Source organism: Glutamicibacter sp. Je.9.36 (genome assembly GCF_051129975.1).
Lineage (GTDB): Bacteria > Actinomycetota > Actinomycetes > Actinomycetales > Micrococcaceae > Glutamicibacter.
Genome location: NZ_JBCPSN010000010.1, coordinates 37,139 through 59,877, shown reverse-complemented (window position 1 = coordinate 59,877; position 22,739 = coordinate 37,139). Strand labels below are relative to the sequence as shown.

Sequence of the window (22,739 nt, the reverse complement as noted above, 5' to 3'; positions counted from 1 at the left end):
AATGCAGAAGCAGCTAACCGAATCCTCGGCCTTCGAACGAATGCAGAAGCAGCTAACCGAATCCTCGGCCTTCGAACGAATGCAGAAGCAGCTAACCGAATCCTCGGCCTTCGAACGAATGCAGAAGCAGCTAACCGAATCCTCGGCCTTCGAACGAATGCAGAAGGAGTTCACTAAAAGTCCCGCTTTCGAGCGTGTAATGGCTTTTTCCGCGGTCTCAAACTTCATCGGAGTTTTCGTTGACCAATTCGACTACTCACCCGTTGATGAGATGGTCGACGCTATTGCTCGAAATTCCACAGAACTTGATCTTGAGGAATTTGGTGGCGAAAAGTCAGAGGATGTCGCTCCAGACGGACTCTCGCATGGTGACGCCGAATGGGTGGATCCTCTGCGGGAAGCCATATTCAAAAATTCGGCGGAACGGTTCACCCGGCTTCAAGAACGGTACCCCGAATATAGTGACCGTGCGATTGAAGGGCTAAATAAGTTCGCAAAAATCATAGCCTACAACTTGATTATTCAATTGGTTGTAGCTCTATTCACTGGAGGTGCCGGGCCAATTTTAACCCCACTTATTACTGCACTCACGGAAGGGAGTGGCGAATACATTAGCGACACTCGAAAAGAACAACGGAGCCGTCAGAGCCAATACGGATTAAGTATCAAATGTTCTTTTTGCCATGCACCCCCAGGCGAGTGGTGCATCACCATGCGAGGATCTGCCCCCGGGGTTCAGGCCAGTAATTTACACAAACCACGCATAAAACCGGACCAGTCTAGTTCATAGGAAATCGGACCCTCCTATGGCTCCACCTGTCGTTCCTCCGCCTTACACTCATCTATTAGAATATAGATTCTACTATGAGGTGTTGTTGTGAAAGTTGATCGAATACAGGTCTGTGCGCTGGCCACCCCGCCGCAGCGTGTGATCGCGGTGGCGCTGGACCGGGTGCCCGCCGACTACCCCTCCCCCGCCCAGGACTACTCGGACACGAAGATCGACCTGTCCGAGATGCTGACCCGTGATCAGGTCTTCACGTTCATTGTGCGGGTGTCTGGTGAGTCGATGCAGGGGGCGGGGATCAGTGATGGGGATGAGCTGATCGTTGACCGGTCGGTGCAGCCGCGCGATGGGCATGTGGTGATTGCGGTGATTGATGGGGAGATGACCGTCAAACGTCTCTCTACTGGCCCTGCCGGGGTGGTGTTGAAAGCTGAGAACCCGGACTACCCCGACCTGCACGTGGCGGAACTGTCGGATTTTAGGATTTGGGGTGTGGCCACCACATGCCTCCATCACCTCTAGACTCCCCCCAACCCGCAGCTGCGGGGCGAATACATCGCGCATGTGGATGTGAACAGCTTCTATGTCTCCTGCGAGCGGGTCTTTGACCCGAAGCTCGATGCCCGCCCGGTGATCGTGCTGTCCAATAATGATGGCTGCGCGGTCGCACGCAGCAGCGAAGCCAAAACCCTGGGGATTGAGATGGGGGCGCCCTGGTTCAAACTCGCGGCCGACGCTAACCGCCTCGGGCTGGTCGCGAAGTCCTCTAATTACGAGCTGTACGGAGAAATGTCCGCCCGCGTCATGAGACGGCTGGCCCGCTTCTCAGCCTGGGTGGAGGTCTATTCCATTGACGAAGCGTTCCTGGGCGTGTCCGGCACCCTGGATGAGCTGCAAACCCTCGGTGAGCGAATCAAGTCGGAGGTGTTCCGGTTGACCGGTTTGCCCGTCTGTGTGGGGATCGCCAAATCCAAGACGTTGGCGAAAATGGCGAACAAGACCGCCAAGCACATCAAAGAACTGGGCGGGGTATGCGTGTGGGATCGTGCCCCAGCGCAGACCACCGAGAATCTGCTGGCGCGTCTGCCGGTGGTTGAGGTGTGGGGTATCGGCCCTCGGCTGACTAAGCGGCTGCGCGGTTTGGGGATCTGGACGGCTAAAGACCTGCGCGATGCGAACGAGGTAAGAATCCGGGATAAGTTCTCAATTGTGCAGATGCGCACCGTTTTAGAACTGCGCGGGATTCCCTGCATCCCGATGGAAGAAGAACGGGTGATCAAGGATCAGCTGATCTTCTCCCGCAGCTTCTCCGATCCGATCACCGATCGAGTGGGCATGGAGCAGGTGATGGGGATCTATGCGCAGCAAGCCTCCGCCAGATTGCATAAGCACCAGAAACAGGCCAAGATCCTCTCTGCGTGGGCGATGACCAGCTACTACAACCAGCACCAGGATCACCAGCCAGCGATCACGATGAAACTGCCAGGGCCAACGGCTGATCCGGTAGTGCTCACCCGCGCAGCGAAGCAGCTACTCCCCCAGATCTTGGTCGGGGTGAAATATGCGCGGGCTGGTGTGGTGCTGATGGATCTTCAACCGTTAGCCATGCAGGAAACTTTTGATCCATTCGTGTCAGCGCATGAGGCGAAACAGATTGGCCCGCTGATCCAGCAGATCCGTTCCGAGCACGGTGTGAAGTCCATCGGTTTAGGTCGTGCTGGACTACAGCGGGGGCCGGCGTGGGAGATGCGGCGGGAGATGATGAGTCCGCGGTACACGACCCACTGGCGTGAGCTGTTGACCGTGAAAGCCGCCTAAGGGTAGCGATGCTTATAGACGGCTATGGCCGCGCGCTTTGCACTGATACTTGCGCCGAGTCCCATGAAGCCCAGTACCCCTAGCACAACAACCAGCCCTGACCACAGCACCAAAACCCAAATACTGGGAGCCACGCCAGCGAGGCTTCCGCCCGCGAACAAAATTGCTACCCCGGCCAGAATCAAGGTGAAGGCTTTGCTTATTTGGTCATAAGCTCCGGAGTCGAATTCGGTTTTGGCAATGAGGTGTTCGAAGGGATCGTTCATCGGTGGTTCGCTGAGCGCTTGGAGTTCTTGGTTAGTACGGCGCGCGTGCTTCTCGCTGACTCTGCCTGCTTTACTTTGCCGCATCTTCTGCGTACCTCCCATTTTTCTTGTCGCTTCCGTGCTCATCGCTAGAGGCCGCGCATGAGCCACGATCCCCTGTCGTAGGCGAACTCAGGTACCGCAGCTTGTGGCTTGTGTGCGGGTGGTCGTTTGGTTCCTGCTGTCCACGTGGGTGCAGGAAAAGCAGCTCAGCGATTGGGCTTTTGCTGTGCACAGGTGGGCAGGAGGCTTAACCGCGTTGCCCCGGTTTCGCGTCAGTTGGTTCGGTTTCGGGTAGGGTTTCCATCCAGCAGGTCGCGTTAATGGCGACCTGTAGCGCTGCCAGGGCTTGGGCGACGGCTGGTTTCGTGTCGGGATAGTCTTTGTTCCATGAGTCGGTGCTCATGGTGATGCGTCCGGTAGCGGCGAGGTCTTCCAGCTCGTTGGCCAGCGCTTTGAGGTCATCGTAAATTTCTGAGGCGTTGCGAGTCATGGTTCCTGTCCTTCGGTGGTGGGGTACGGAGGAAGATTATCGAACGTGACCGACAAGTGCGGCAACCACGTCCCGTAGGTCTCCCCTTTCTCGTCCTCCCAGACCACGTGCACTAAGTGCGGGGTGCGGGCGGTGGCCTGTCCGTGAATTTGTGGGGTTCCGGTGGGCGTATGAATGAGAGCGGTTACGGCTTGATGTGGCTGGATGGGGTGGCCTGGGTAGTCTCCGGGCTGTAGCCGCATCACTCGATAGGGTTTGCTCTGGTGAGTGAAAACGTCCCAGGGGTTCGGTACCGGGGGTGAGGTTTGAGCGCGGCGGCCGGGGGAGCTGGCGGCGGAGGCCGCCGCGCGCGATTTCTGCAACCGCTCAGTGTCCGCTTGCAGGTTTCTTTCCCAGATGCTGGGGTCGCTAGTCATAGGTTTTATTGTCCTTGGTGTGCTGGGGATATGGCTAAGTGAGGGGCTTGGTTGCCCCTCACTTAGCCGGTTATTTACTTATCGGGTGTGCTGGCCGATTTCGGTAGCTTCCCGCTGGTGAACAGTCGCCGTTGCAAGTGTGAGAGCCGGTGTTCCGGGTCAATGGCTAGTGCCTGATCCAAGAACTTCATCGCTTCGGTGCCCTGTCCGGCCATCCAGCGAGTCCTTCCCAGCGCTGCCAAAACGTTAGGGCGGTCATCGCCGGCCAGGAACTCTAGCGCCTCGTAGAGCATCGCTGCGCCGGCATCGAAGATCTTCCGATCAGCGATCAGCGTATCTCCCATGAGCAGCTCGGCCAGCTCCTGCTCGGTGCTGGCGGTTCCGGCCAGTGCTGCGGTGGCGGTGTCGCGTCCCATGCGCAGGGCGTAGGTTCCGGCGATCCAGCCGGCCATGTCCTCGGTGACTTTCCCGTGATCGAGGTAGCGGGCGATCTGGTGCATCATGTCGTTGCCGAACTGAAGGGCGATGGAAGTAATACCCCGGGCTTGAATGCTCAGGTAGTCCTCCCCCGCCATCTGCGCGATGCGCTCAGCCTTGGCATCCATGGTGGCCTCGGTGGCTTCGGTGCACTGCGGTGCATCCTCGGCCAGCCGAAGCGATCCGGTGGCCAGCATAGCTTCGAGGGTGAACGGGTTGGTGTAGACCTCGACGTAATCCACTGCGTCGGTACTGTCCCCGTCGTAGTCCATGATCTGCCCGTTGGTGACCAGAACAGCCTTGGCGATGGGTGCGCCTGCTAAGTCAAGGCGCTGGCTCAGTTCGTCGTACTGGGCGAACGTCATAGCCTTGTCGCCCTCGTAGCTGACCAGAATGGTCGCATCGATCGGCTCGCTAATCGAGGCGAGAATCCGAATCACTGACGAGGCGAACTCCGAAGCTTCGGTCTCAGGGTGTGCGTCGATGCGCAGGGTGGCCAGTACCGAGCTGTTGGCGCAGAGTACCAGCACGATGGAATCGGTGGGGTCAAGGTGCAGGGCTGAGCGCACGAGGCTCGCAATCCCTACCGTGTCATTAATGGTAGCCATGGTGACTGCCTTTCCTTGGTTCTCAACTGAGGCCCGAGCTGGTCTTTCCAGCGTGGGTTCCTATCCCCTGTTGATACTTCAATTCTAGCAGTTTGCTATCTTGCTAGCAAGCTAGTTTGCTGTTTCTATTGAAAGATTTTTGCTATCTTTAAAGCATCCTAGAAAACTTGCTTAGCAGGTCAACACAACTTTTACGCCTGATTGCATGGGTTCCCCTTGTTCCGATACATGCCAAAATGCACGCCTGAAATTTCTGTCAGGGGTGGGCGCTAGCCCATCGCGTAGCGACGCGCAGCGCCCTTGACTGGGCTTTCAGACGTGCAACAATCGGGCATCGGGGCAAGGAAAACCCCGCTTAGAGAATGTCGATCTTATCCGGACGGAATCCTGACCAGTGACCTTGATCGGTGACCACGACAGGAGCTTGCACATATCCCAACGATCGGACATATTCGAGCGCTTCTGCGTCCTGACTGATGTCGATCGATTCGTACTTGATGCCCTTTTGTCTAGCGCCCTATAGGTGGCGTTGCACTGGACGCAAGAAGGCTTGCTGTAGACGGTGACAGTCGATTTCATGGCTTTCTTCCTAGTGCTAGGCCTGGGCTTCCAGGGCGGTGATTTCTTGGGGACTGAGCTTGTAGGCAAAACTGCATTGTCCGAATGCTGTCGCTGCTGCGCTGGCTTCTACCTCCGTGTCATAGAATCCGAGAATTTCCGTGACTGGGCAGTTCAGCACGACATAAGGGGCAACGGTAGTCATTGGTGATCTGCTTTCAGGGGCGTGGTGCCCCGCCTTTCGGCGGGGCGGTTGGCTAGTCGTTGGGTAGTCCGCGATATTTTTCGGGTAGCTTCTCGAACTGCTCGGGGACTCCTTCAGGGCCGTCGCTCTGTCCGGTCTTCCAGAAGAAGTGCGCGTCGCGGTCTATGGCTTCCTTGCACGCTTCCAAGTTGTCGAAATACTTGGTGGTGGTGTCGCCTTCAACGTAGAGGCCGTATCCGAAGTGGCGCTGTCCGCTGACATCCTGGGCTTGTCGGGCGAAACCGATGATGTAGGGCCATGCGCCGAAGTCGTAGCCTTCACCTCCCCACTGCGAGATGACCGTCCAGCCTGCTTTCTCGGCGGTTTCGATGTAGTCGTAGCCGCCTCCTGCACAGTCATCGAGTGGCAACTGCGGGCCGGCGAATTCGATGCTAGTCATTGTGACTGCCTTTCCTTGGTTCTCAACTGAGGCCCGAGCTGGTCTTTCCAGCGTGGGTTCCTATCCCCTGTTGATACTTCAATTCTAGCAGTTTGCTATCTTGCTAGCAAGCTAGTTTGCTGTTTCTATTGAAAGATTTTTGCTATCTTTAAAGCATCCTAGAAAACTTGCTTAGCAGGTCAACACAACTTTTACGCCTGATTGCATGGGTTCCCCTTGTTTCGATACATGCCAAAATGCACGCCTGAAAGTTCTGTCAGGGGTGGGCGCTAGCCCATCGCGTAGCGACGCGCAGCGCCCTTGACTGGGCTTTCAGACGTGCAACAATCGGGCATCGGGGCAAGGAAAACCGGTACCAGGTTTCGGGCACCAAAAGGCGAACCCGACCGCATAGGAAGGCGGTCGGGTTCGGTTTGCTTCCAAGGAAAGGAAGTGAATCTATTGTCTCACGGGCGGCTTAAGCACGCTTCTCGAGGAATTCTTGGAGAGCTTGTGCCACGAGAACCTGCTGCTTGATGTCATTAGCCGCAGCGTAGAGCTTGATCTGAGTATGCAGCTCTTTTGGTATCCGCACGTTGAGCGGCTTCATCTCCGGCTCATTTGATTCTGGGGTCCTGAAGCTCTCGCTCACCGAGGCAGTCTTCTCGGTTGAAGTTTTCGCAGCTGGCTTCATCTTGTCTTTAAGGCTGCTCATGACAGTGCCTCCATTAGTTCCTTGGCCACTTCTTCATAGCCCATCAGGTCGGTGGGAATTTCGCCTGGAATAGTCTTGAATGCCTGGCGGTGCTTGATTCGGGTGTCGAACAGGGCCAGGTCGCTGTCTTCCAGGAATTCCAAGCTATCCCGGAGTGCGACCGTTTGTTCGTTGACCTTGGTGAAAAGGGCAATCCGCGCGGTGTCGGCCGGCAAGTTCGCGTTCGTGGCGACCAGTCGCCGTAGATCCATGACTGCTGGCTCTGTTGGCATGATGACCACATCAGCAATCTTGATTGCGGCATCGATAGTCGCCGGATCTCCTGGGGGAGTGTCGATGATGACGAAATCAGTGGTGCTCTTGCCAGCAAGCCGCTTCAGTTTAGCGATGTTCACAATCTCGACCGGGAATGGCAGCGGAGTTCCAGCCTCCTGAGCGTCTTCAGCCCATTCAGTGGCAGAACCCTGCATGTCGGTATCCCAGAGCTCGACAGTGAAGCCCTGGACAATGAGTGCACAGGCGAGATAGATGGCGCTGGTCGTCTTGCCTACGCCGCCTTTGGTTTGCACGAGTGCAATGGTTGTTGCCACATTCGCCTCCTAATCATTTGCACGCAAGTTATTTTGCATGCAATATCGTAAAATCGCAAGCTATCTTGCAAGTTTTCTACCTAAGCATAAGATTACTAGTTTGCTAGCATTCACGCAAACTATTTTTCAAAATAGCTAGCAAAATTCCTTTATGGGCTTGAGTTTATCTGACGGAGCGGGGGAGTAGCCTAGGCTCGTTATGCCTGAGGAACTTGTGGACGTGTTTTTACGCCGGCCGGTGCGCCGTGGAAGATTCGGCGGGGCGGCCGTGTCTGGCAGGTGGTGGTGGAGCCAACCTGTCATTTTGAGCGGGTCGCCTGGTGGGAAGACCTGACCTTCAAGGTCAGGAAGGGAGCTGCCGACAGAATCGACTATGCCGTATGGCTGGTACAGGTGAGGCTAGGGGCTAATCCGAGGTCGGATATTTTGACCTGGGAGCTGGTGGAGCATCCACGCCTTGGTTCCTGGTCTGTGCGCGAGGTGTCCTAGATTCGTTAGGTCTAGGTGACATTTCGACCTATCGCGGCGGCAAAAGCTACTAAGAATCCGAGCAGGACTGCTGCATACAACCAACGTAATTCTGTTGTTTGTGGTTGGTTTTCTTGGCTAAATCTGTAGTGGCCGCGCGCTGCCGCGCCCATCACGAGGATTGTTCCTGCGGCGCTGGTGTAGATCCAGCCGTCACGTCCTGGCGTGACGAAAAGAAATACCAGATAGATAAGTCCAAAGATTATTGCGGCGCGCGCCTGGGTTAGATGGTGCGTTGCTTGTTCTGGGTTTGGTGCCATGAGTGCTGCTTTCTAGAGATCCGTGCACATGTCATGCTCGCGTGTCGTGTGTTAACTCGAGTACTAAATGTGTGGCTTGTGTGCGGTCGGTCGTTTGGTTCCTGCTGTCCATCATGTGTGCGAAAAAGCAGCGGAGCGAGAGGGCTTTTTTCGTGCCCATGTGGGCAGGAGGCTAGGAACATGCCCCGGTTCGGCGTGCGGCAGCCAGGGCTGCGCGTGTGGCTGCGGCGCCGCGGGAAGCGGTGCTGCGTAGTTGCGGGCGCTGCGCGGCTTGTTTGGCGCGGCGTTCGGTTGCGGCTCGGGCGGCGGCGCGTGCGTGGTTGCTGGCTGCTGCTGCTCGCTGGGATCGGCTGAGCATGATTTCTCCGGTGGCGGTGCGCCATTGGTTCATGCGGTGCAGGATCGCTGCGCGCAAGATCCGGCAGTAGTCGATGTAGGACTGAGTTTCACGGTTGTGCTGGGGTAGTGCTCCCCAGGCTTCTTTGCCGTGCAGGCCTGGTGTGGTGCGCCATTCGAGGGCGTGTTGGATATCTGAGATAGTCCATCCGGTGGAGAAGAAGGGTTTGAACATGTTGAGCACGTTTCTCTTGGAAAAACGGGCAAAATCTGGCATCCGACGTAAGATTTCAGCGGCAGCCGATAGCCCCTGTCCTCTAGAGCTGATCGTTCTGTGAGCTGGCCACAGTTCGACTGGTCGATCATCGCTGTGGTGAGTTCGCACGGCGGAGCCGTGCCCAAAAAGGTTTTCAGTGCCGCGTAGCGGCTCATTTTGAGTGTTTTTCTCGCGCGTGCGCGTGTAGGAACTTACTTCGTAAGTGGTTAACCCCCCTACGGGGAGGGGTTCTAAGTTATTTCCACAGGCCGTGTTGTTGGGGGTTTGGTGGGTCGGGCGGGTTGTGGTGGTGTCTGGTGTGTCTTGGGGGCGCAGGCCAAGTCCGATGGGGTGGCAGATGACGTAGACGGGGGCTTCGTTGGTGGCGGGTTGGCCTGCTTTGGCGGCGTATTGTGCGCTGCGGCCTGAGGCGACGATGCCGAGGATGCCGTGGGTGCGTAGGAATTTAAGGGCGTTGCCTACGGTGGCGCGGGATACGCGTGCTTTAGAAGCGATGGTGTCCCAGGTGATGCGCACGGTCATGCTGTTGTGTTCGGTGTAGCGCAGGAGGACCCAGAGCACGGCGAGGATGTTTCGTTTGCAGTCGGCACGGCGTGCCAGTAGCTCGTCCAGGGATCGGGTTGCGCGCCAGGCTTGGGCGGTGTGGTCGATTTTCTTGCTGCCGGTGGGGATGGCCCAGTTGATGGCGCGGGGGGAGGTTTCTTGGGCGCGTGAGACACGCCGGATGCGTACCGGAGCAGCGGTGTGAGCGTGCTTGGTGGCCATTGCTTCTTTGGCCGCGTTGAACTGCGTCTTGCCCTTGGTGGTGAACCCTTCAGGGGTTTCTGCCTTGACGAATGGGCGATGGCCTTTGGCCGTGTGGGCGAGGATTGCGGCGATGCGGCCGTCGGTGGGGCGGGTGCACCAGCGTGGTTTTGTGGTGTGGATCGCGGTGTTTTGCGGCGTTTCTTGGCTGCTGGTACTTGATTGGGCGCGCGAAGGCGCTACTATAGACACATAAGTCCTTTTCTCGTTGGAGGGTAAAGGAAGGGGAGCGTCCGGCTTGGTAACCGGAAGCTTCGTGGTAAATCACGATCTGAGAACTTTGGCGAGTAGGCAGATCGGATTCAGAATTTTAGTCCCGCGCTTTGCGCGGGCTTTTCTGTTTAAGGCTTGTCGATAGGCAAGTGGCCTTCCTCATCGTCACGAAGCACCCAATCAGGGAGACCACGTTCGTCAAGTTCGAGAGTTTCGACCATCATGTCGAATAGGGCTGCACCCGAGATACCAGCTTTGGCAGCTAGTTCTGTGAATTTATCCCGGTTTTCGCGCTCGACACGCCATCCCAATGGGATGGGGTCTTTCATTGACCCCTTGGGGCGCCGTGGTGAACTCATATAACCACAATATTGGATAGCGCTGTTATTAAGAGGTTTGCGACACGACTAATTTTTAAAAGATTCGACTTGTTTCTTCCCATCAGCTCGCTAGTCGGGGGAGGACAGCTCTGATCGTCAGCCTGAGTTGGGGTGGAGTTACCTGGAATCAGTGAACACGTGACCTGTTTAACGCGGCTGGTGTGAATACGGTTTTTAGTGCCTCAACCAGCACATGCTGGCCGCGTAGCTATTGTCCAAACTCTATCGGGGAAACCTTTCAGTCTGTCAGACGGATTATGCATGACCACCTAATCAATCCATAGAAAGAGACTAGGAAAACACGATAGGACCATCCAGAAAGTCCAGGTTCCGACCAAACAGTGATACCAATTTTCTAAGCGCAAGATAAACTTCGTCTCAAGACTCGCATCGCAGCATTTGGGGAAAATTGAAAACTAAATTATCTGCTCTGATCCTCAGCATTGCTCTGGGAATCAGTCCACTTGTGGCAATTCCGGCGCAAGCCAGCATGGGGGACTGCACCGTTGAAGGCAGCAGCGCGGTTTGCACTGGAGCCGACCAGCAAGCAGTGCAGGGTAATACTTCCATCACTGACTTGAGCTTAGTGAACGCGCCAATTAAGGGTGATGTTCTGAAAAGCATGACCGCGCTAAACCGCCTGGCATACAACGGTCCGATTGACGTGGACTTACGAGAATTCTTGAACGCACCAGCTTTAGCACAACTGGAAATCACGTTCGACACGAAGCCCATCCGTGTGCTGGCAGGTACTGAATTCAAGCTTCAAACCTTCAAAGGTTTCGACGGCGAACCTTTCAGCTTGGAAATCGGAGACTACTTTACGAACGACGGATGGACAGATCCGCCAGTCAAGCAGGTGGGGTTCAATACTTTCGTTGCCCCCAAGGCCACGCATATTCGATTCTTGGATGGATACTACGAGGGCCAGCACAAGGCAGACGGGCGCAGCCTGCAGTACAACATCCATGTCGGTGAACAATATGTTGTCTCTGCGTACGAAGAATTATCATGGCTGGGTACGGGAAAGCTACAGGCTAGCTATACCCCCTTCGGCGAAGCTTCGATCCTGAATCCGTCGGCAACAACGGTTCCCGTAGGTACTTGGGTGACTGCTGCAGGCAGCAAAACCTCCAGCGGCTTCGCCATGAAAACCAAGTGCATTTGGAGCCGCGGCAGCACAATAGTCCAAAAATCAAAAAGTGGAGATTCAGGCGGCTGCGCTTACAAGCTGAGCAAGGCAGACTCCGGCAAAAAGCTCACAGTCAAAGCAACGCACCATGAGTACTGGGGCGAAACAGAATACTGGCAAAGCACCACGGAAACCTTCTCCAGAATTTTCACTGTCCAGGATCCAATCCTGTTAAAACTGGGGCGGATTGATTCGGCGCAGGTAGGGAAGAAGCTCACTGCTAAGGTCTCCAATGCGCCGTCAGGTGTAAAGTTCAAGTACCAGTGGCTTCGTGCAGGGGAGAGCATTAAGGGCGCCAACAAGTCCACTTACACGCCAACCACTGCGGATTTGGGCAAACGCCTCGCTTATTCGGTCACGGGTTCAAAATCTGGAATGTACCCGGTTGTCCATACCTCGTATGACACCTCCCGGGTCACAAAGGGAAAATACACTGTCACTAAAGCGCCGCGTATCAGTGGCAAGGCAGTCTATGGACAAACACTGAAGGTCAATCCTGGCACCCGTTCCACCAAGCCGGGAAAGTTTAAGTACCAGTGGCTGCGTGATGGCAAGATCATCAAGAACGCTACGAAGACCACCTACAAACTGGGTCTGTCCGATATAGGCAGGAATATCAGCGTCCGAGTCACCGCCAGCGGTGCCGGATTTGCAACCCAGACAAGCACCACTGCTAAGACCAAGAAGGTAGCCAAGGCGAAGTTCACGGTAAAGAAGGGAGCATCCGTATCGGGCAAGATGAAGGTTGGCTCGAAACTGACAGCCAAACCCGGTTCGTGGAGTCCGAAACCCGAGAAATACAAATACCAGTGGTACCGTTCTGGCGCCCCGATCAGCAAGGCCACCAAGTCGGCATACAAGGTGACCTCGCGGGACCGGGGCAAGGTGGTCTACGTGAAGGTCACTGCAAGCAAGAAGGGCTATGCCTCGAAGACTTCAACTTCTTCGGTGAAGTAGTATCGCCAGCTGCTGGCCGACAACTACGTGTTCACGTGGTTGTCGGCTTCTTGCGCTCTGCCGAACTCAGGACGGACGACGTAACCTAATGACCAATACTGGGATGAAGTTGCCGGTTCTTCGATGAACTATTGGCTACCTCCGTGCACAATCGAATGACGCCACTTTTTTCGAATCATCTCCCACATACTTTCTTCTTAAACGTGGAATGAATCCTTATGATCAAGAAGTGGCAATCAATGGGGTAGCCACTCATCACGTCTAAGGACATCTCATGGGGATACTCTCCCGTACAAAATATACCGCCGCCCTGACTGCCGTTGGTTTAGCCGGCAGTCTGCTCCTAACCGGCGCTCCGGCCCAGGCCGCTAAGAAACCGATTGACATCACCGGTTTCAACGCCTCGGATCAGGTAGTCTCCAACAGCAACTGCCGCCGAGTGAAAATCTCCGCCAAGCTGAAAAAGAACTACACCGGCCTCACGAATGTCGGGTATTGGTTGACTTCGTCAGTAAGCAAGAATGGCGGAGAGTTCGATTCTGCCTGGTTTGAGGACACCACCGTCGACTATGTACAGATATGTCCATCATTTGAGGGACTGGGTGCTTACAAAATCGGGCCAACCGATATTTCTGTGGACTACGAATATGTAGATCGGTATGGCTACCAATCCTACGGCTTCAGCAACTACTGGGATGCGACGAGTAAGACCATTTACCTGCGCGGCAAGACCAAAAGCACGCTTACAGCCAAACGGTCCGGTAAGAATGTCACGCTAACTACAAAGGCTAGCGTCTACTCTCCCGAAAAGTACCGTTACGCACAGTACAACCCGACCGCCAAACTTCAAGTCAAGTCCGGCACGAAATGGAAGACTGTCAAGACAACGAAGTTGAAGAGTGGTAAAGCGACCTTCAAGCTGAAGGAGTCCAAGAAGAAGACTTATCGCGTGACGATCCCCAAAGCTAGCTGGGCCACGGCAGTAACTAGTAAATCAGTGTCAAAGTAAAATCCACTCGAACCGGAATGCCAGGATTTCCTGCCACTAAGGACTGAAAAAGAGTTTGCCAGTCACTGGACTGGCAAACTCTTTTCTGAGATCTGCTCTTTAGATACCCGCTGCTTCAGCTCTGCCCGGGACGATTCCGTCTTACAAATAACATTGATAACGGTTTTCTCTGACAACGATTGCAACACATAGTTGCGAGATTCTGGGACTGTTGAAGTTTCGCAGATTTTTCACCGGGGGAGTGAAGTACGGCGAGACGTCTTGCAACTCTTCAGTTGTAGGATATCTGCATTCAGTATTTTCATACTTCGCGCATGATCGGAACCGATAAAAGTGCTTATCGGCCCATTTGTCGATCATGGGTCGTTAGCATGAGCTCGGCAACGTGCGTTGCTTCTCGAATAACGTAACGAGCTGCTTCCACAGTTACTCCTGTCGGGAGTGTTCTGCCGTGCCCAGTCCCTTGCAGGTTTCTTAATTCGTTGACGGCGATAACTATCTTCTTAGCTGACCTGTAGATGTCATGGATTTGTTTTGACCCCTCAACAGAGTTGTTAACTACGGCGGGGAGCAAACCTAGACGCTCGAACGATATTTCAATAAGACCAGGGAATGGGACCCTCGGATCCAGGGGGAGACCGCCTTCTTCGAGAACAAACTTGGCTATTGCCTCCAAGAGCTCCTTTGCTCCGCCCAAGACAGCCGCCGGGTCGTCCACATTTCTGCGCAATCGATTAAGCTGCTCATCGAGGGCTGCACGGCCACCAGTTTCGAGATCAATCTTTCCTAGCTGTTCTAGGCGTCCATCAGTCGTTAAACCCCATCCACTGTGGGTAAGCGCGGATCGCAGAGTATCGACTCTCTGCTGGTCTTCAGAAAGGCTAAATGAGCCATGGAGTCTGAGTGCGTTGAGCAAGCTATCAACGAGTTTTCGTGCTGTTTCGGATTTGCGGGATCCTACACTAGCTACAGCAAGTACACGTTGTTGTTTATTCGGTGTCTGTGTCTCCGGATCATAGGGGTCATGATCTGACATGCCCGCTGTCTTGAAAACTCGTGTCAAAACGGAATGCGAAGGGCCATCCCCAGCGAAGAAGAACTGTCCAATGGCTCCTGCAATCTCGTCATTTAGCGGTGAACTCATGTACCAATTGTGCCTGTCTTCGTTTGCTACAGTCTGGACTTCTGCAACGCCCTGTAAACGGTACTGCGACTGACGCCGAGAACTTCGCCAATTTGTGCCACGGTCATGTCTCGCTGTTCGTACATCCTCTTCGCAGTGCGAAGCTTGTCGGGGGAGAGGGATGTTGGGCGCCCTCCGGTGCGGCCACGTGCCCGGGCCGCTGCTAGGCCGGCGTTGGTGCGCTCGCGGATGAGGTCGCGTTCAAATTCCGCCAGGGACGCGAAGATGTTGAACACAAGCCGGCCGCCTGAAGAACTGGTGTCGATGTTCTCCTGCAGGGATTTGAACTCAACGCCTCGTTGCTGCAGCGCGTCCATGTGGTTGATCAGATGGCGGATGGATCGGCCGAGACGGTCGAGACGCCAGACCACGAGGGTATCGCCGGGTCTGATCTGGTCCAGGAGTTTGTCGAGTTCGGGCCGAGACTCGAGTGAGCCGGATGCCGTGTCGGTGAATATGCGATAGCACCCCGCTTTGGTCAGTGCATCGAGTTGAAGTTGTGCGTCTTGGTCGCCGGTGGAGACTCTGGCGTATCCGAGGAGGTGTCCCATGGGCCTAAATGTATCAATACTCGTGGGATAGGCGATGTATCGACGCATAGTTTGTGGCACTGAGTTATGCGACTAAATGCTGCTCGAAATCTGTTGAATTTTCAACTGTCAGGAATCTTCACAACGACCAAGTGATCAATGTGTCAAAAACGAACGATTTTGACATAGTACCAAGCGTTCTCACAAGGTTGATTCAGACAGAGAAACCAGCCAGAGCCAACCACTTGGGGTGGCCCTGGCGTACCTCCATGAAATTGCACAAGCGGAAATGGGCTTAGCTAATCCATCTCCGCCGGTTGAAAATCTTCCTCCGGGAACTCAACAGGTAGGGAAAGAGGTTCAACACCGATACTGCGCGCTTGCTGCTCAAGATGCCTTCTGACTAGCCGAATATTCGGGTCACCATTTTCCGATTCATACCTGCGGAGATAGTCGATAGCGTCATCAAAAGCCGTAAAGTCGTTATCTCGAGCAATCAGAGCTAATCCAATCTCACCCAACGTTCGATAAGTATAGACATCCTGATAGTAATCACGAATGCATCTACGTATGATTCCCAGCGCTTCGTAGAGCATAGCTACGCGATCACTCTCAGTTATTGCAGGTGTTAGATCCGCCTTACGCAAAGTGAGCGTAGCTCTGTAACGGCTGACAATGGCATCCTGCCCAAGGGTTTTTTCTGCCTGAATAATCTCGTTCTCAGCATCGACAAGCAACTCGTTTTTGAGAAATAGTCTGATTAATCGTCTCCGAGGGGTGCGGTTGGCTGGAATCGCATCAATAAGGGAACGGTAGAGCTTGATCTGGTCTTTGGTATCCGTAAGTCGATGTATCCCAGCATCGTTGGTAGCAATAGCTAGAGCCGTCTCGAGTTCTATCCGAACCTGTGGATTAAAAGTTCTAATCAGCGATTCCAAAAGTTCATACAGATCGTTTTGATCTGCAAACTTCCATTTTGCAATGGTTTCTGCAATCACATCATGACGCGTGCGCCACCCGTATACGCCCTGCCTATTATCAATTACATGCTCAGCGACAATTCCATCAAGTTGGTTAAGCAGATCATCCAGGCCGGTTGCCCCAATTCCCATGATTCTCATGATTAATTGTCTATGGACATAACCCCCCATAGATTGAACCGCCGCGACATAGCGATAGACCTCCTGCGATTCATCGCTTAGTTCAAAGAACTCGTGGAGCAATATATTGTCCAAATTATCATTAGCAAATATATTCTTAAGGCAAACAAACATATCGGCACTGCATTTTTCTCTGAGCTGTCGAACCTTCTCCCCTCGACTAAGCTCCAGAAAACGAGTTTCTACGAGGCTCCTAATTTCTGGCCTTCGATCGACTAAATTAACCAATTCGTCGATGTCATTTCGCTCTAAAACAGAGAGCTTTATTAGAGTTCCCCTACTGAAGAAACCAGCAGATTTAGTCGAGACTTTCCATTTCGAGCTTTCAGTCGTAACAATAATTCGTAAGTGTGGCCTAGCAATTTCATTGAGACGGTCAACAAGACGGTTCACAGACTTTAAATGCCTAGTGCAGTCATCAATGAAAAGGATTCCGTCTTTATTTTCCTGCCTAAGCTTACTTTCAACAGCCAACCATGATGCATAATCCAATGGATGATCGGATAAATGCTCCCAGGCTGGCAATCCTTCGGCCATACGGTTAAGTACATAGGAGCGCGCCATAGTAGTCTTTCCTACTCCCCGCGAACCTTCTACAACTATAAAGTAGCTTCTCGCCCCAGTCTTGGCTGCTTCAATTCGGCCTAAAGCCGCGCGTTTGATAGTTTGACCGTTGAATATATCAGCATAGCTAGCTGGTGATCCATTGAAGAGGCTCACTGGGTTCGAAGGAAGTTTTGAAGCATAGCGAACTTGAATAGAAGTTAATACAAGGTCGGGCGTCAAGAAATCATCTATCTGAGAAGATGTAGTATGCACAAGGTTCCCAGCAACATCTTTAGATGAAACAAGCGCTAACAATAGATCTTCTAAGTCACCATGAACTACATTTACTCCTAATCGGGTGAAAAGTGCGGCTCTGTCTTCATCGTAACTATGTACCATCAAAAATATACGAGTGTTGACACCCTCAGTACATAAATTACATACTTCTTTGACAAGATCTTTTAGATGTCTATCCTTGAGAGACTGTCCAATAATCACAGTATCAGCAGTAAACATGTCGGATCTGAGTGAGTTAAATAGAGTCTGACGATACTTTTCATGATCATCGTAGTCACTCTCAGTTATGATCATTCGACTTTGGTGTCCCATAGACACATCTTGGGTAACACACCCATGTATTTTGTATAGGGATGTTCTGGACGCCTCGCGGGGTGAAGAAACGTCAAAATTCGACCTAATAACGTTCAGCTCTCGGTTACTCTGCCCGTATGCCTTCTCTATTAGAGTATCGTAATTAGTCGTGTAAATAGATAACCAATCGAATGTCGGAAGAGCAAGAAGCCCTGAAGCTGGACTGAGGTCAACTATCTGCTGCTTTATTGCGTCGACCAAGACCTTTCTCCCAAACCGATTTTCGTATATTTGAGCTATTTCGGAGAGGTCATCTCCAAATTCATCCCCTAATTTTCTCGATAGTATCTTGCTAAGTGCTATTCCAGATGGAGCTCCGGAGGAAATTGAAGTTCCAGCTCCGAACATCAATGTGGTTCGTGAGGGGTCCAGTGTTGCAGCAAGTTCGTTGATCTTCAATGATTCCCCTTAGCTTGGCAAGGTTGCGAACGACAGATGAATGCATTCTATGCGTTACGTACGGCAATAAGTGGGTTCACCGTTCCCTGCTTCAGCAGGTTTTCAATCGAGCCGTGCAGTAGCGCATGTCTGGGAGGACTAACTGAAGCAAATAGTCCAGCGTAGTCGAATCGCGGTAACGAATACCAAAGGACGCACATATGACATTCTGATGGTGTTTCTTCAGATCGGAATCGATTCACGGGCATGAGCCTCATAAACAGGCGGGAGAGTATTCGGCTTACATCGGGAAAACTAACAAATTGTGACTTTACATAACGTACATTATCGGCTTCTAGGTCACGGGATAGAAGTGTTGACGTTCGGGGTAAGGAGTTCCAGTATGGTCAGTTGCCCGCCGCCAGGATCATGCTCTTGCAAGACGTTCCGGCTGGCATATCGACCGTCGGCAACGCGAACTCGATAGACGATGGAATAGCCGCTTTGAGGCTCTCGTCCAGCATGTAGCAGAGAACGGGCGGTTTACCCGCCTCAACACCGATCATTCTTATGCCGCTGGAACAATTGGCCGTTGATTGTATCAGCTTTTGACAAGCTTTTTTGATCAGAGGTTGCGGCATGGCACACACTTTCATGTGAGGATTAACTTCTGAGGCTGATAAACAAGTCACAATAGTACGTGCTCTATATCACTTGACATGACTGTAATTAATACGAATTTTTTACCAAATATGGTGTGGCTCAGCTCACTATCGCTATGTGTTTCTCGAAACAGCGTAGGAAAAATACCCTACATAAACTCGCAATAGAGCATGAACTTGGGGGCGCGCTCGGCGTTTGGGTGGCGATGAACTAACAGATATTGGAGTGCGTCGCCATCCAAGCAGGAAGAAGCAACGGGGCGGCCCAGCCTTTGCGCGATAAAGCAGAAGTAGAAGCAGAATCCGAACTATCCAGTTTGGGTTTGGACGCACGTGCCAAACAAGCATGCCGCCGCCTCTAAACGCGTAGCCGGAAGAAGCATAAACACGAATACCACTCGATGTTTAGGCTTGGTGAACCCCTTACAGATCTAGTATCAATTCATTAAAAATCCCCCGCAATAGAGCTGTCGGTGCTCATTGGGCTGGACCTCTCATCAGATGTGTCGCGACATCTCTCGATCGCGACCAGGAAAGCAGTCCATGGATTCAGCCATGCGTCATGAACGACTACTGCACTCACCTGTCGGACACCAGTGATCTCAAGTAGTGGAGCAGCAGTGCTGGACTCGATTGGTTCCGGGATCTTTTCTTGTTTGCCCACGAGATCAGCGCTTAGCCCGAGTACGCATTTCTCCCTTCCAATCGACACAGCACTAGCTGGTCATCGTGCGTCAGTTCACCTAGGCCCCGTACTGCGCTACATGGCCTGTTTGCTGACCCGTCATACGATTTGGTCCGGGGCCGCAGCTTTGGTGGCTGCCGTGAACTAGTGGGTGTTCTCTTGGATTCCCACGGTTGCGGCGTCACCTTTGCTGGGAGTCGTTTCAGTAAGTTCTTCGGTGACTCTCATGCTGAGTTCGCTATCTTCGGGAGGATGCCGGCTCAATCGTGAACCGTGCCATTGACTTGAAACTTATGGGCGAAAAAATTCCTTGCGAGATATCCCACCGCCGGCGAATCTGCGGCAAGTAACTTTAATGTCAATTATCAACTATACAAAGCGTTAATGCCATGGCAATATTTAGTATATCAGAATATCAAAATTTATCCGATGCACGTATCCAAAGTTTATTACAAAACGTTACTGACTTAACACCTTAGTATTCGCTGAATCCTGATAGCTTGAAGTCGATACATAAAATCAGGTGTGGGGGCCTGGATATATGAGCATAGGTTTACCGTCAAGCGCTTGACTGATGCTGCCCTCTGGTTGCGTCTCCTTTCGCAAGCGACTTTCTTCCCCACGCCTTTCATCAGTTGGGGAACGATAAATGCTCGGCAAGCACTACGACAATCCTCGTACTCGGAAAAGTAGCGGCAGGGCCAGATTGTCTAACGGCCTGCCAGTGCCAAGAAGCTTCCAGCGCAGGGATGTCCCTCCGCACCGAGGTCCTCGGCACTGGCTCATTTTCTGTGCAGCTCTCATTGCCATCGGAAGCCTTGGCCTTCAGGATTCCGGGGCCGCATATGCCACGTCGACCACCGGTCCCACTTCAGAAACCGGCGAACTTTCGACAACGGCATCCCCGAGTCCAGCATCCACTGCCAGTCCGGAAATTTCCGTTTCTGCACAGCCATCGGCTTCCTCCGAGGAAGAACCGTCCGGTGCAACCGAGGAATCCATCCCTCCTGCTCCGGTGAACAGTCCATCGGAAACACCAGCGCCGTCCCCCTCCAGCTCGAAGTCGGTCGAGTCAACCACTGACCCTGAGCCAGAGCCAAGTTCTTCGGAACCAACAGCCAAAGAGTCGGGTGCTTCCGTAGTGGAGTCCAGAGCTCTTAGAGCTGCGGCAACCTATTCCCCAATCTGTGGTCCCGGATATGTCTACGGGCTGACCTCTGCTGGACAAATCCGTGCCGTCGCACCAGGTGGAGCTGTTTCAAACCTGGGCAGTGCTGTCAACCAGGCAAACATGCAGATGAACGGCCTAGGAATCGGTGCCGGCGGATCCACAGTATTCGCTTACCTCCGCAGCACGGACACGCTAGGTGCCACGGTTTACCGTTTCGACGTCAACACAGGTTCCTGGTCCACCACCGGCGCTGCGGTAAACTCCAGCACGCTGAATCGTTCGGCAGTATTCGTTGCAGGAGCAGTCGATCTGGGCACGGGTCGCTATTACATCGGCGGCTACACCCCTACCGGCAATAGCACACGGTCATTCCAGCTATGGGAATACAATCCTGCGACAAATGCGATCTCTTACAAAGGGCGGATCGCTACAGATACTGGATCCACCGCTGCGGCGAACGGCGACATGGGTTTCGATGCGAACGGAAACCTCTTCGTTGTCCGCGGCTCCGGCAGCACTGCGACCATATACTCTGTGACGGCAGCTAATCTGGCGTCTGCGAATGGCGGAATTATCACTTCGTCAGTCAGTAACACGGTTAATAACACCACGACCAACGTCAACGGTGTGGCCTTCGACGCCGACGGCAAAGGATATCTTAGCTCGGGCGATATTGTGCAATCCTATGACATGCCCGGCTGGAGCAATCCGAAAACCGTCGTGAGCACGAATTTCGGCGGAAGTACGGACCTCGCATCGTGCGGATCACCGCCGACCATTACCATTGAGAAGTTTGTTGAAGGTGGACGTGTAACGGCAGGCGATCAATTCGGTTTGTCGCTACGCCAAGGAAGCGCTACCGGTACTGTCATCGGCACGGCTACCACCACGGGCAACGCTAATGGGCAGCAGCCCGAGCGTGTCGGTCCCCTGCCGACTGTGCGCAATGTCGAGCTGCATTTCGCGGAAACCGCCGCGGGAACCGCAAACCTAAGCAACTACGCCTCTAGCTACCGTTGTCTGGTAGATGGTGTCCAAACCGTGCAAGGCACAGGAACTGCAGGAAAAATCACGATTCCTTCCAGTGGCCAAGCAGTGGAATGCCGGTTCTACAATTCACCGCTCATTGCGCAAGTGAACGTCCACAAGCAAGTCACCGACTCGAAGGGCGAGAACCCGCAACCAGGAACGAACTGGACTGTGGGAGCTACCGCGCAAGCGATCACCGGTACCATTTCTTCGACGCCTTCAGCAACTACACAGCAAACCAATACTGAAGGAACATCCTCATGGCGTTTTCAGTTCGGAGCCAGCAACAATAAAGCCGATCTGAAAATACGTGAAGTCATGCAGGACGGTTACAAATTCGCTAGCGGAAAATGCGACGTGACCAAACTTGACGGAACCAAAACGGCTATCACTTTGACCGGTCCGGACAACAATCCTGCAGCTGGAATCGTTCCCGGGGACGTAGTCGACTGCACCATCGTCAACAGCCTCAAACCCGCAAGTGTATCAATCGGAAAGCAGCTTCAGGATTTCAAGGGGCAGAACCCTAAACCAGCTAGCAACTGGACCGTAGGCGCCACCCTGGCAGCCGGAAGCAGTTCTGGAACCAGCATCAGCACCCCGGCAACATCGCTGACTGGTGCCGATGGCAAGGTCGCGACACCGTGGGCTATTAATTTTCCGAACAATCCTACGGCCACTGCCAATGTGACTATTACTGAGACGATGCAGACAGGGTACGACTTCGTCAGCGGTGTGTGCTCGGTGACTAGTGCCGGCGGAGCCAAAGCGGAAAAAAACCTCTCTTCGGCGTCTTCAGTCCTGACAGGTCTTAAACCGGGTGACGTTGCTGAATGCACTTTCACCAATAAGCCCAAGAGCGGAGCAGCTCTCTGGCAAAAGATCGACGAGGCCAGCAAGGCTCTCTCCGGATCGCAGTGGACGCTCACCGGACCATCGAATTTCAATGGCGGGCAAGGGCTAGAAATCCAGGACTGCACCGCGCAGGAAGCTTCTTCGTGCACCGGTGCAGACCGTGATCCAAAGGCCGGCGGCTTCAAGATACCTGAACTGCCGTGGGGGCAATACCAGTTGGAAGAAACCAAAGCACCAGCTGGCTATTATCCGCTCGATGAACCTCTGGAGTTTGAAGTATCTGCAGATACTCTGACTTTCGACCTCGGCCCAATTGAGAACACCCGGCGTGAGGGCCCGGCAATACCACTGACTGGCGGGCTGGGCAGTGATTTCTACAGCATGCTCGGTGGCGGGATTTTGGCAGCTGGTCTTGTTGGTGCAGGTCTTAGCCGTCTGCGCAAACGCCGTCAGGGGGTTTCATAACATCAATATCCCCTTATAGAACTCGCATCATGCGCACACTAATCCCTCATCTCGAATCCACTCGAAGAACAATTCATC

At 53.6% G+C, this 22,739-nt stretch carries 21 protein-coding genes and 1 pseudogene; 6 read left to right on the top strand and 16 right to left on the bottom strand.

Translation table 11 applies throughout. The annotated features are described in order from the left end of the window. From AAZQ98_RS17295 to AAZQ98_RS17285, 3 genes are all read left to right on the top strand, one after another. The coding region (locus AAZQ98_RS17295) for a zinc finger domain-containing protein (protein ID WP_434694062.1) at positions 1–790 on the top strand (790 nt) is incomplete at its 5' end. A 138-nt stretch (positions 791–928) separates the two neighbouring features. Beyond that, positions 929–1,309: a LexA family protein gene (locus AAZQ98_RS17290; protein WP_434694066.1), complete on the top strand. Its 381-nt coding sequence runs from the start codon at positions 929–931 to the stop codon at positions 1,307–1,309. A 48-nt stretch (positions 1,310–1,357) separates the two neighbouring features. Further along, positions 1,358–2,605 (top strand): Y-family DNA polymerase, encoded by a 1,248-nt coding sequence (locus AAZQ98_RS17285; RefSeq protein ID WP_434694059.1) that lies wholly within the window; start codon positions 1,358–1,360, stop codon positions 2,603–2,605. On the opposite strand, the gene AAZQ98_RS17280 is transcribed toward AAZQ98_RS17285, so the two are convergent. The 11 genes and pseudogenes from AAZQ98_RS17280 to AAZQ98_RS17230 form a co-directional block, all read right to left on the bottom strand. Next, positions 2,602–2,997 carry a hypothetical protein gene (locus AAZQ98_RS17280; protein ID WP_434694057.1) on the bottom strand — a complete coding sequence of 132 codons (396 nt, stop codon included), beginning with the start codon at positions 2,995–2,997 and terminating at the stop codon, positions 2,602–2,604. The genes AAZQ98_RS17285 and AAZQ98_RS17280 overlap by 4 nt on opposite strands. 163 nt (positions 2,998–3,160) lie before the next feature. Next, a complete protein-coding gene (locus AAZQ98_RS17275; protein WP_434694055.1) occupies positions 3,161–3,403 on the bottom strand; it encodes a hypothetical protein in 243 nt (80 codons plus the stop codon). Between the two features lie 490 nt (positions 3,404–3,893). Next, complete coding sequence (locus tag AAZQ98_RS17270; RefSeq protein WP_434694052.1) at positions 3,894–4,904, bottom strand: DUF4192 family protein; 1,011 nt, start codon at positions 4,902–4,904, stop codon at positions 3,894–3,896. A gap of 355 nt (positions 4,905–5,259) precedes the next feature. Beyond that, positions 5,260–5,483 (bottom strand): annotated as a pseudogene (gene nrdH / locus AAZQ98_RS17265) (glutaredoxin-like protein NrdH). Positions 5,484–5,499: 16 nt separating this feature from the next. Beyond that, on the bottom strand, positions 5,500–5,667 hold the full coding sequence (locus tag AAZQ98_RS17260; protein WP_180993171.1) for a hypothetical protein: 168 nt from the start codon (positions 5,665–5,667) through the stop codon (positions 5,500–5,502). A gap of 52 nt (positions 5,668–5,719) precedes the next feature. Continuing rightward, positions 5,720–6,106, bottom strand: a complete 387-nt coding sequence (locus tag AAZQ98_RS17255) for a hypothetical protein (protein WP_434694049.1) — start codon at positions 6,104–6,106, stop codon at positions 5,720–5,722. Between the two features lie 457 nt (positions 6,107–6,563). After that, positions 6,564–6,800, bottom strand: a complete 237-nt coding sequence (locus tag AAZQ98_RS17250) for a toxin-antitoxin system HicB family antitoxin (protein ID WP_102599348.1) — start codon at positions 6,798–6,800, stop codon at positions 6,564–6,566. Next, complete coding sequence (locus AAZQ98_RS17245) at positions 6,797–7,390, bottom strand: AAA family ATPase (RefSeq protein ID WP_434694045.1); 594 nt, start codon at positions 7,388–7,390, stop codon at positions 6,797–6,799. Before AAZQ98_RS17245 ends, AAZQ98_RS17250 begins: the two co-directional genes overlap by 4 nt. Positions 7,391–7,890: 500 nt before the next feature. Next, complete coding sequence (locus AAZQ98_RS17240; protein ID WP_417367960.1) at positions 7,891–8,178, bottom strand: hypothetical protein; 288 nt, start codon at positions 8,176–8,178, stop codon at positions 7,891–7,893. Positions 8,179–8,350: 172 nt separating this feature from the next. Continuing rightward, the gene (locus AAZQ98_RS17235; protein WP_434694043.1) at positions 8,351–9,787 is read right to left on the bottom strand and encodes a hypothetical protein; all 1,437 of its coding nucleotides are present in this window, start codon (positions 9,785–9,787) and stop codon (positions 8,351–8,353) included. A 149-nt stretch (positions 9,788–9,936) separates the two neighbouring features. Next, the gene (locus tag AAZQ98_RS17230; protein ID WP_133833129.1) at positions 9,937–10,137 is read right to left on the bottom strand and encodes a hypothetical protein; all 201 of its coding nucleotides are present in this window, start codon (positions 10,135–10,137) and stop codon (positions 9,937–9,939) included. Between the two features lie 460 nt (positions 10,138–10,597). Here AAZQ98_RS17230 and AAZQ98_RS17225 point away from each other — a divergent pair, with 460 nt between their 5' ends. Both AAZQ98_RS17225 and AAZQ98_RS17220 read left to right on the top strand, forming a co-directional pair. After that, positions 10,598–12,337: a hypothetical protein gene (locus AAZQ98_RS17225; protein WP_434694041.1), complete on the top strand. Its 1,740-nt coding sequence runs from the start codon at positions 10,598–10,600 to the stop codon at positions 12,335–12,337. Positions 12,338–12,611: 274 nt separating this feature from the next. After that, a complete protein-coding gene (locus tag AAZQ98_RS17220) occupies positions 12,612–13,346 on the top strand; it encodes a hypothetical protein (RefSeq protein ID WP_434694039.1) in 735 nt (244 codons plus the stop codon). A 337-nt stretch (positions 13,347–13,683) separates the two neighbouring features. Here AAZQ98_RS17220 and AAZQ98_RS17215 read toward each other — a convergent pair whose 3' ends face one another. The 5 genes from AAZQ98_RS17215 to AAZQ98_RS17195 form a co-directional block, all read right to left on the bottom strand. Beyond that, positions 13,684–14,490 (bottom strand): abortive infection family protein, encoded by an 807-nt coding sequence (locus AAZQ98_RS17215; protein WP_434694037.1) that lies wholly within the window; start codon positions 14,488–14,490, stop codon positions 13,684–13,686. Positions 14,491–14,516: 26 nt separating this feature from the next. Next, positions 14,517–15,080, bottom strand: a complete 564-nt coding sequence (locus AAZQ98_RS17210; RefSeq protein WP_434694034.1) for a recombinase family protein — start codon at positions 15,078–15,080, stop codon at positions 14,517–14,519. 278 nt (positions 15,081–15,358) lie between these two features. After that, positions 15,359–17,815 (bottom strand): SIR2 family protein, encoded by a 2,457-nt coding sequence (locus AAZQ98_RS17205; protein WP_434694031.1) that lies wholly within the window; start codon positions 17,813–17,815, stop codon positions 15,359–15,361. A 386-nt stretch (positions 17,816–18,201) separates the two neighbouring features. Next, on the bottom strand, positions 18,202–18,435 hold the full coding sequence (locus AAZQ98_RS17200) for a hypothetical protein (protein ID WP_434694029.1): 234 nt from the start codon (positions 18,433–18,435) through the stop codon (positions 18,202–18,204). A gap of 1,531 nt (positions 18,436–19,966) precedes the next feature. Beyond that, a complete protein-coding gene (locus AAZQ98_RS17195; protein WP_434694027.1) occupies positions 19,967–20,221 on the bottom strand; it encodes a hypothetical protein in 255 nt (84 codons plus the stop codon). Between the two features lie 211 nt (positions 20,222–20,432). On the opposite strand from AAZQ98_RS17195, the gene AAZQ98_RS17190 reads away from it, so the two are divergent. Then, a complete protein-coding gene (locus AAZQ98_RS17190) occupies positions 20,433–22,661 on the top strand; it encodes a SpaA isopeptide-forming pilin-related protein (RefSeq protein WP_434694025.1) in 2,229 nt (742 codons plus the stop codon). Positions 22,662–22,739 lie beyond the last annotated feature (78 nt).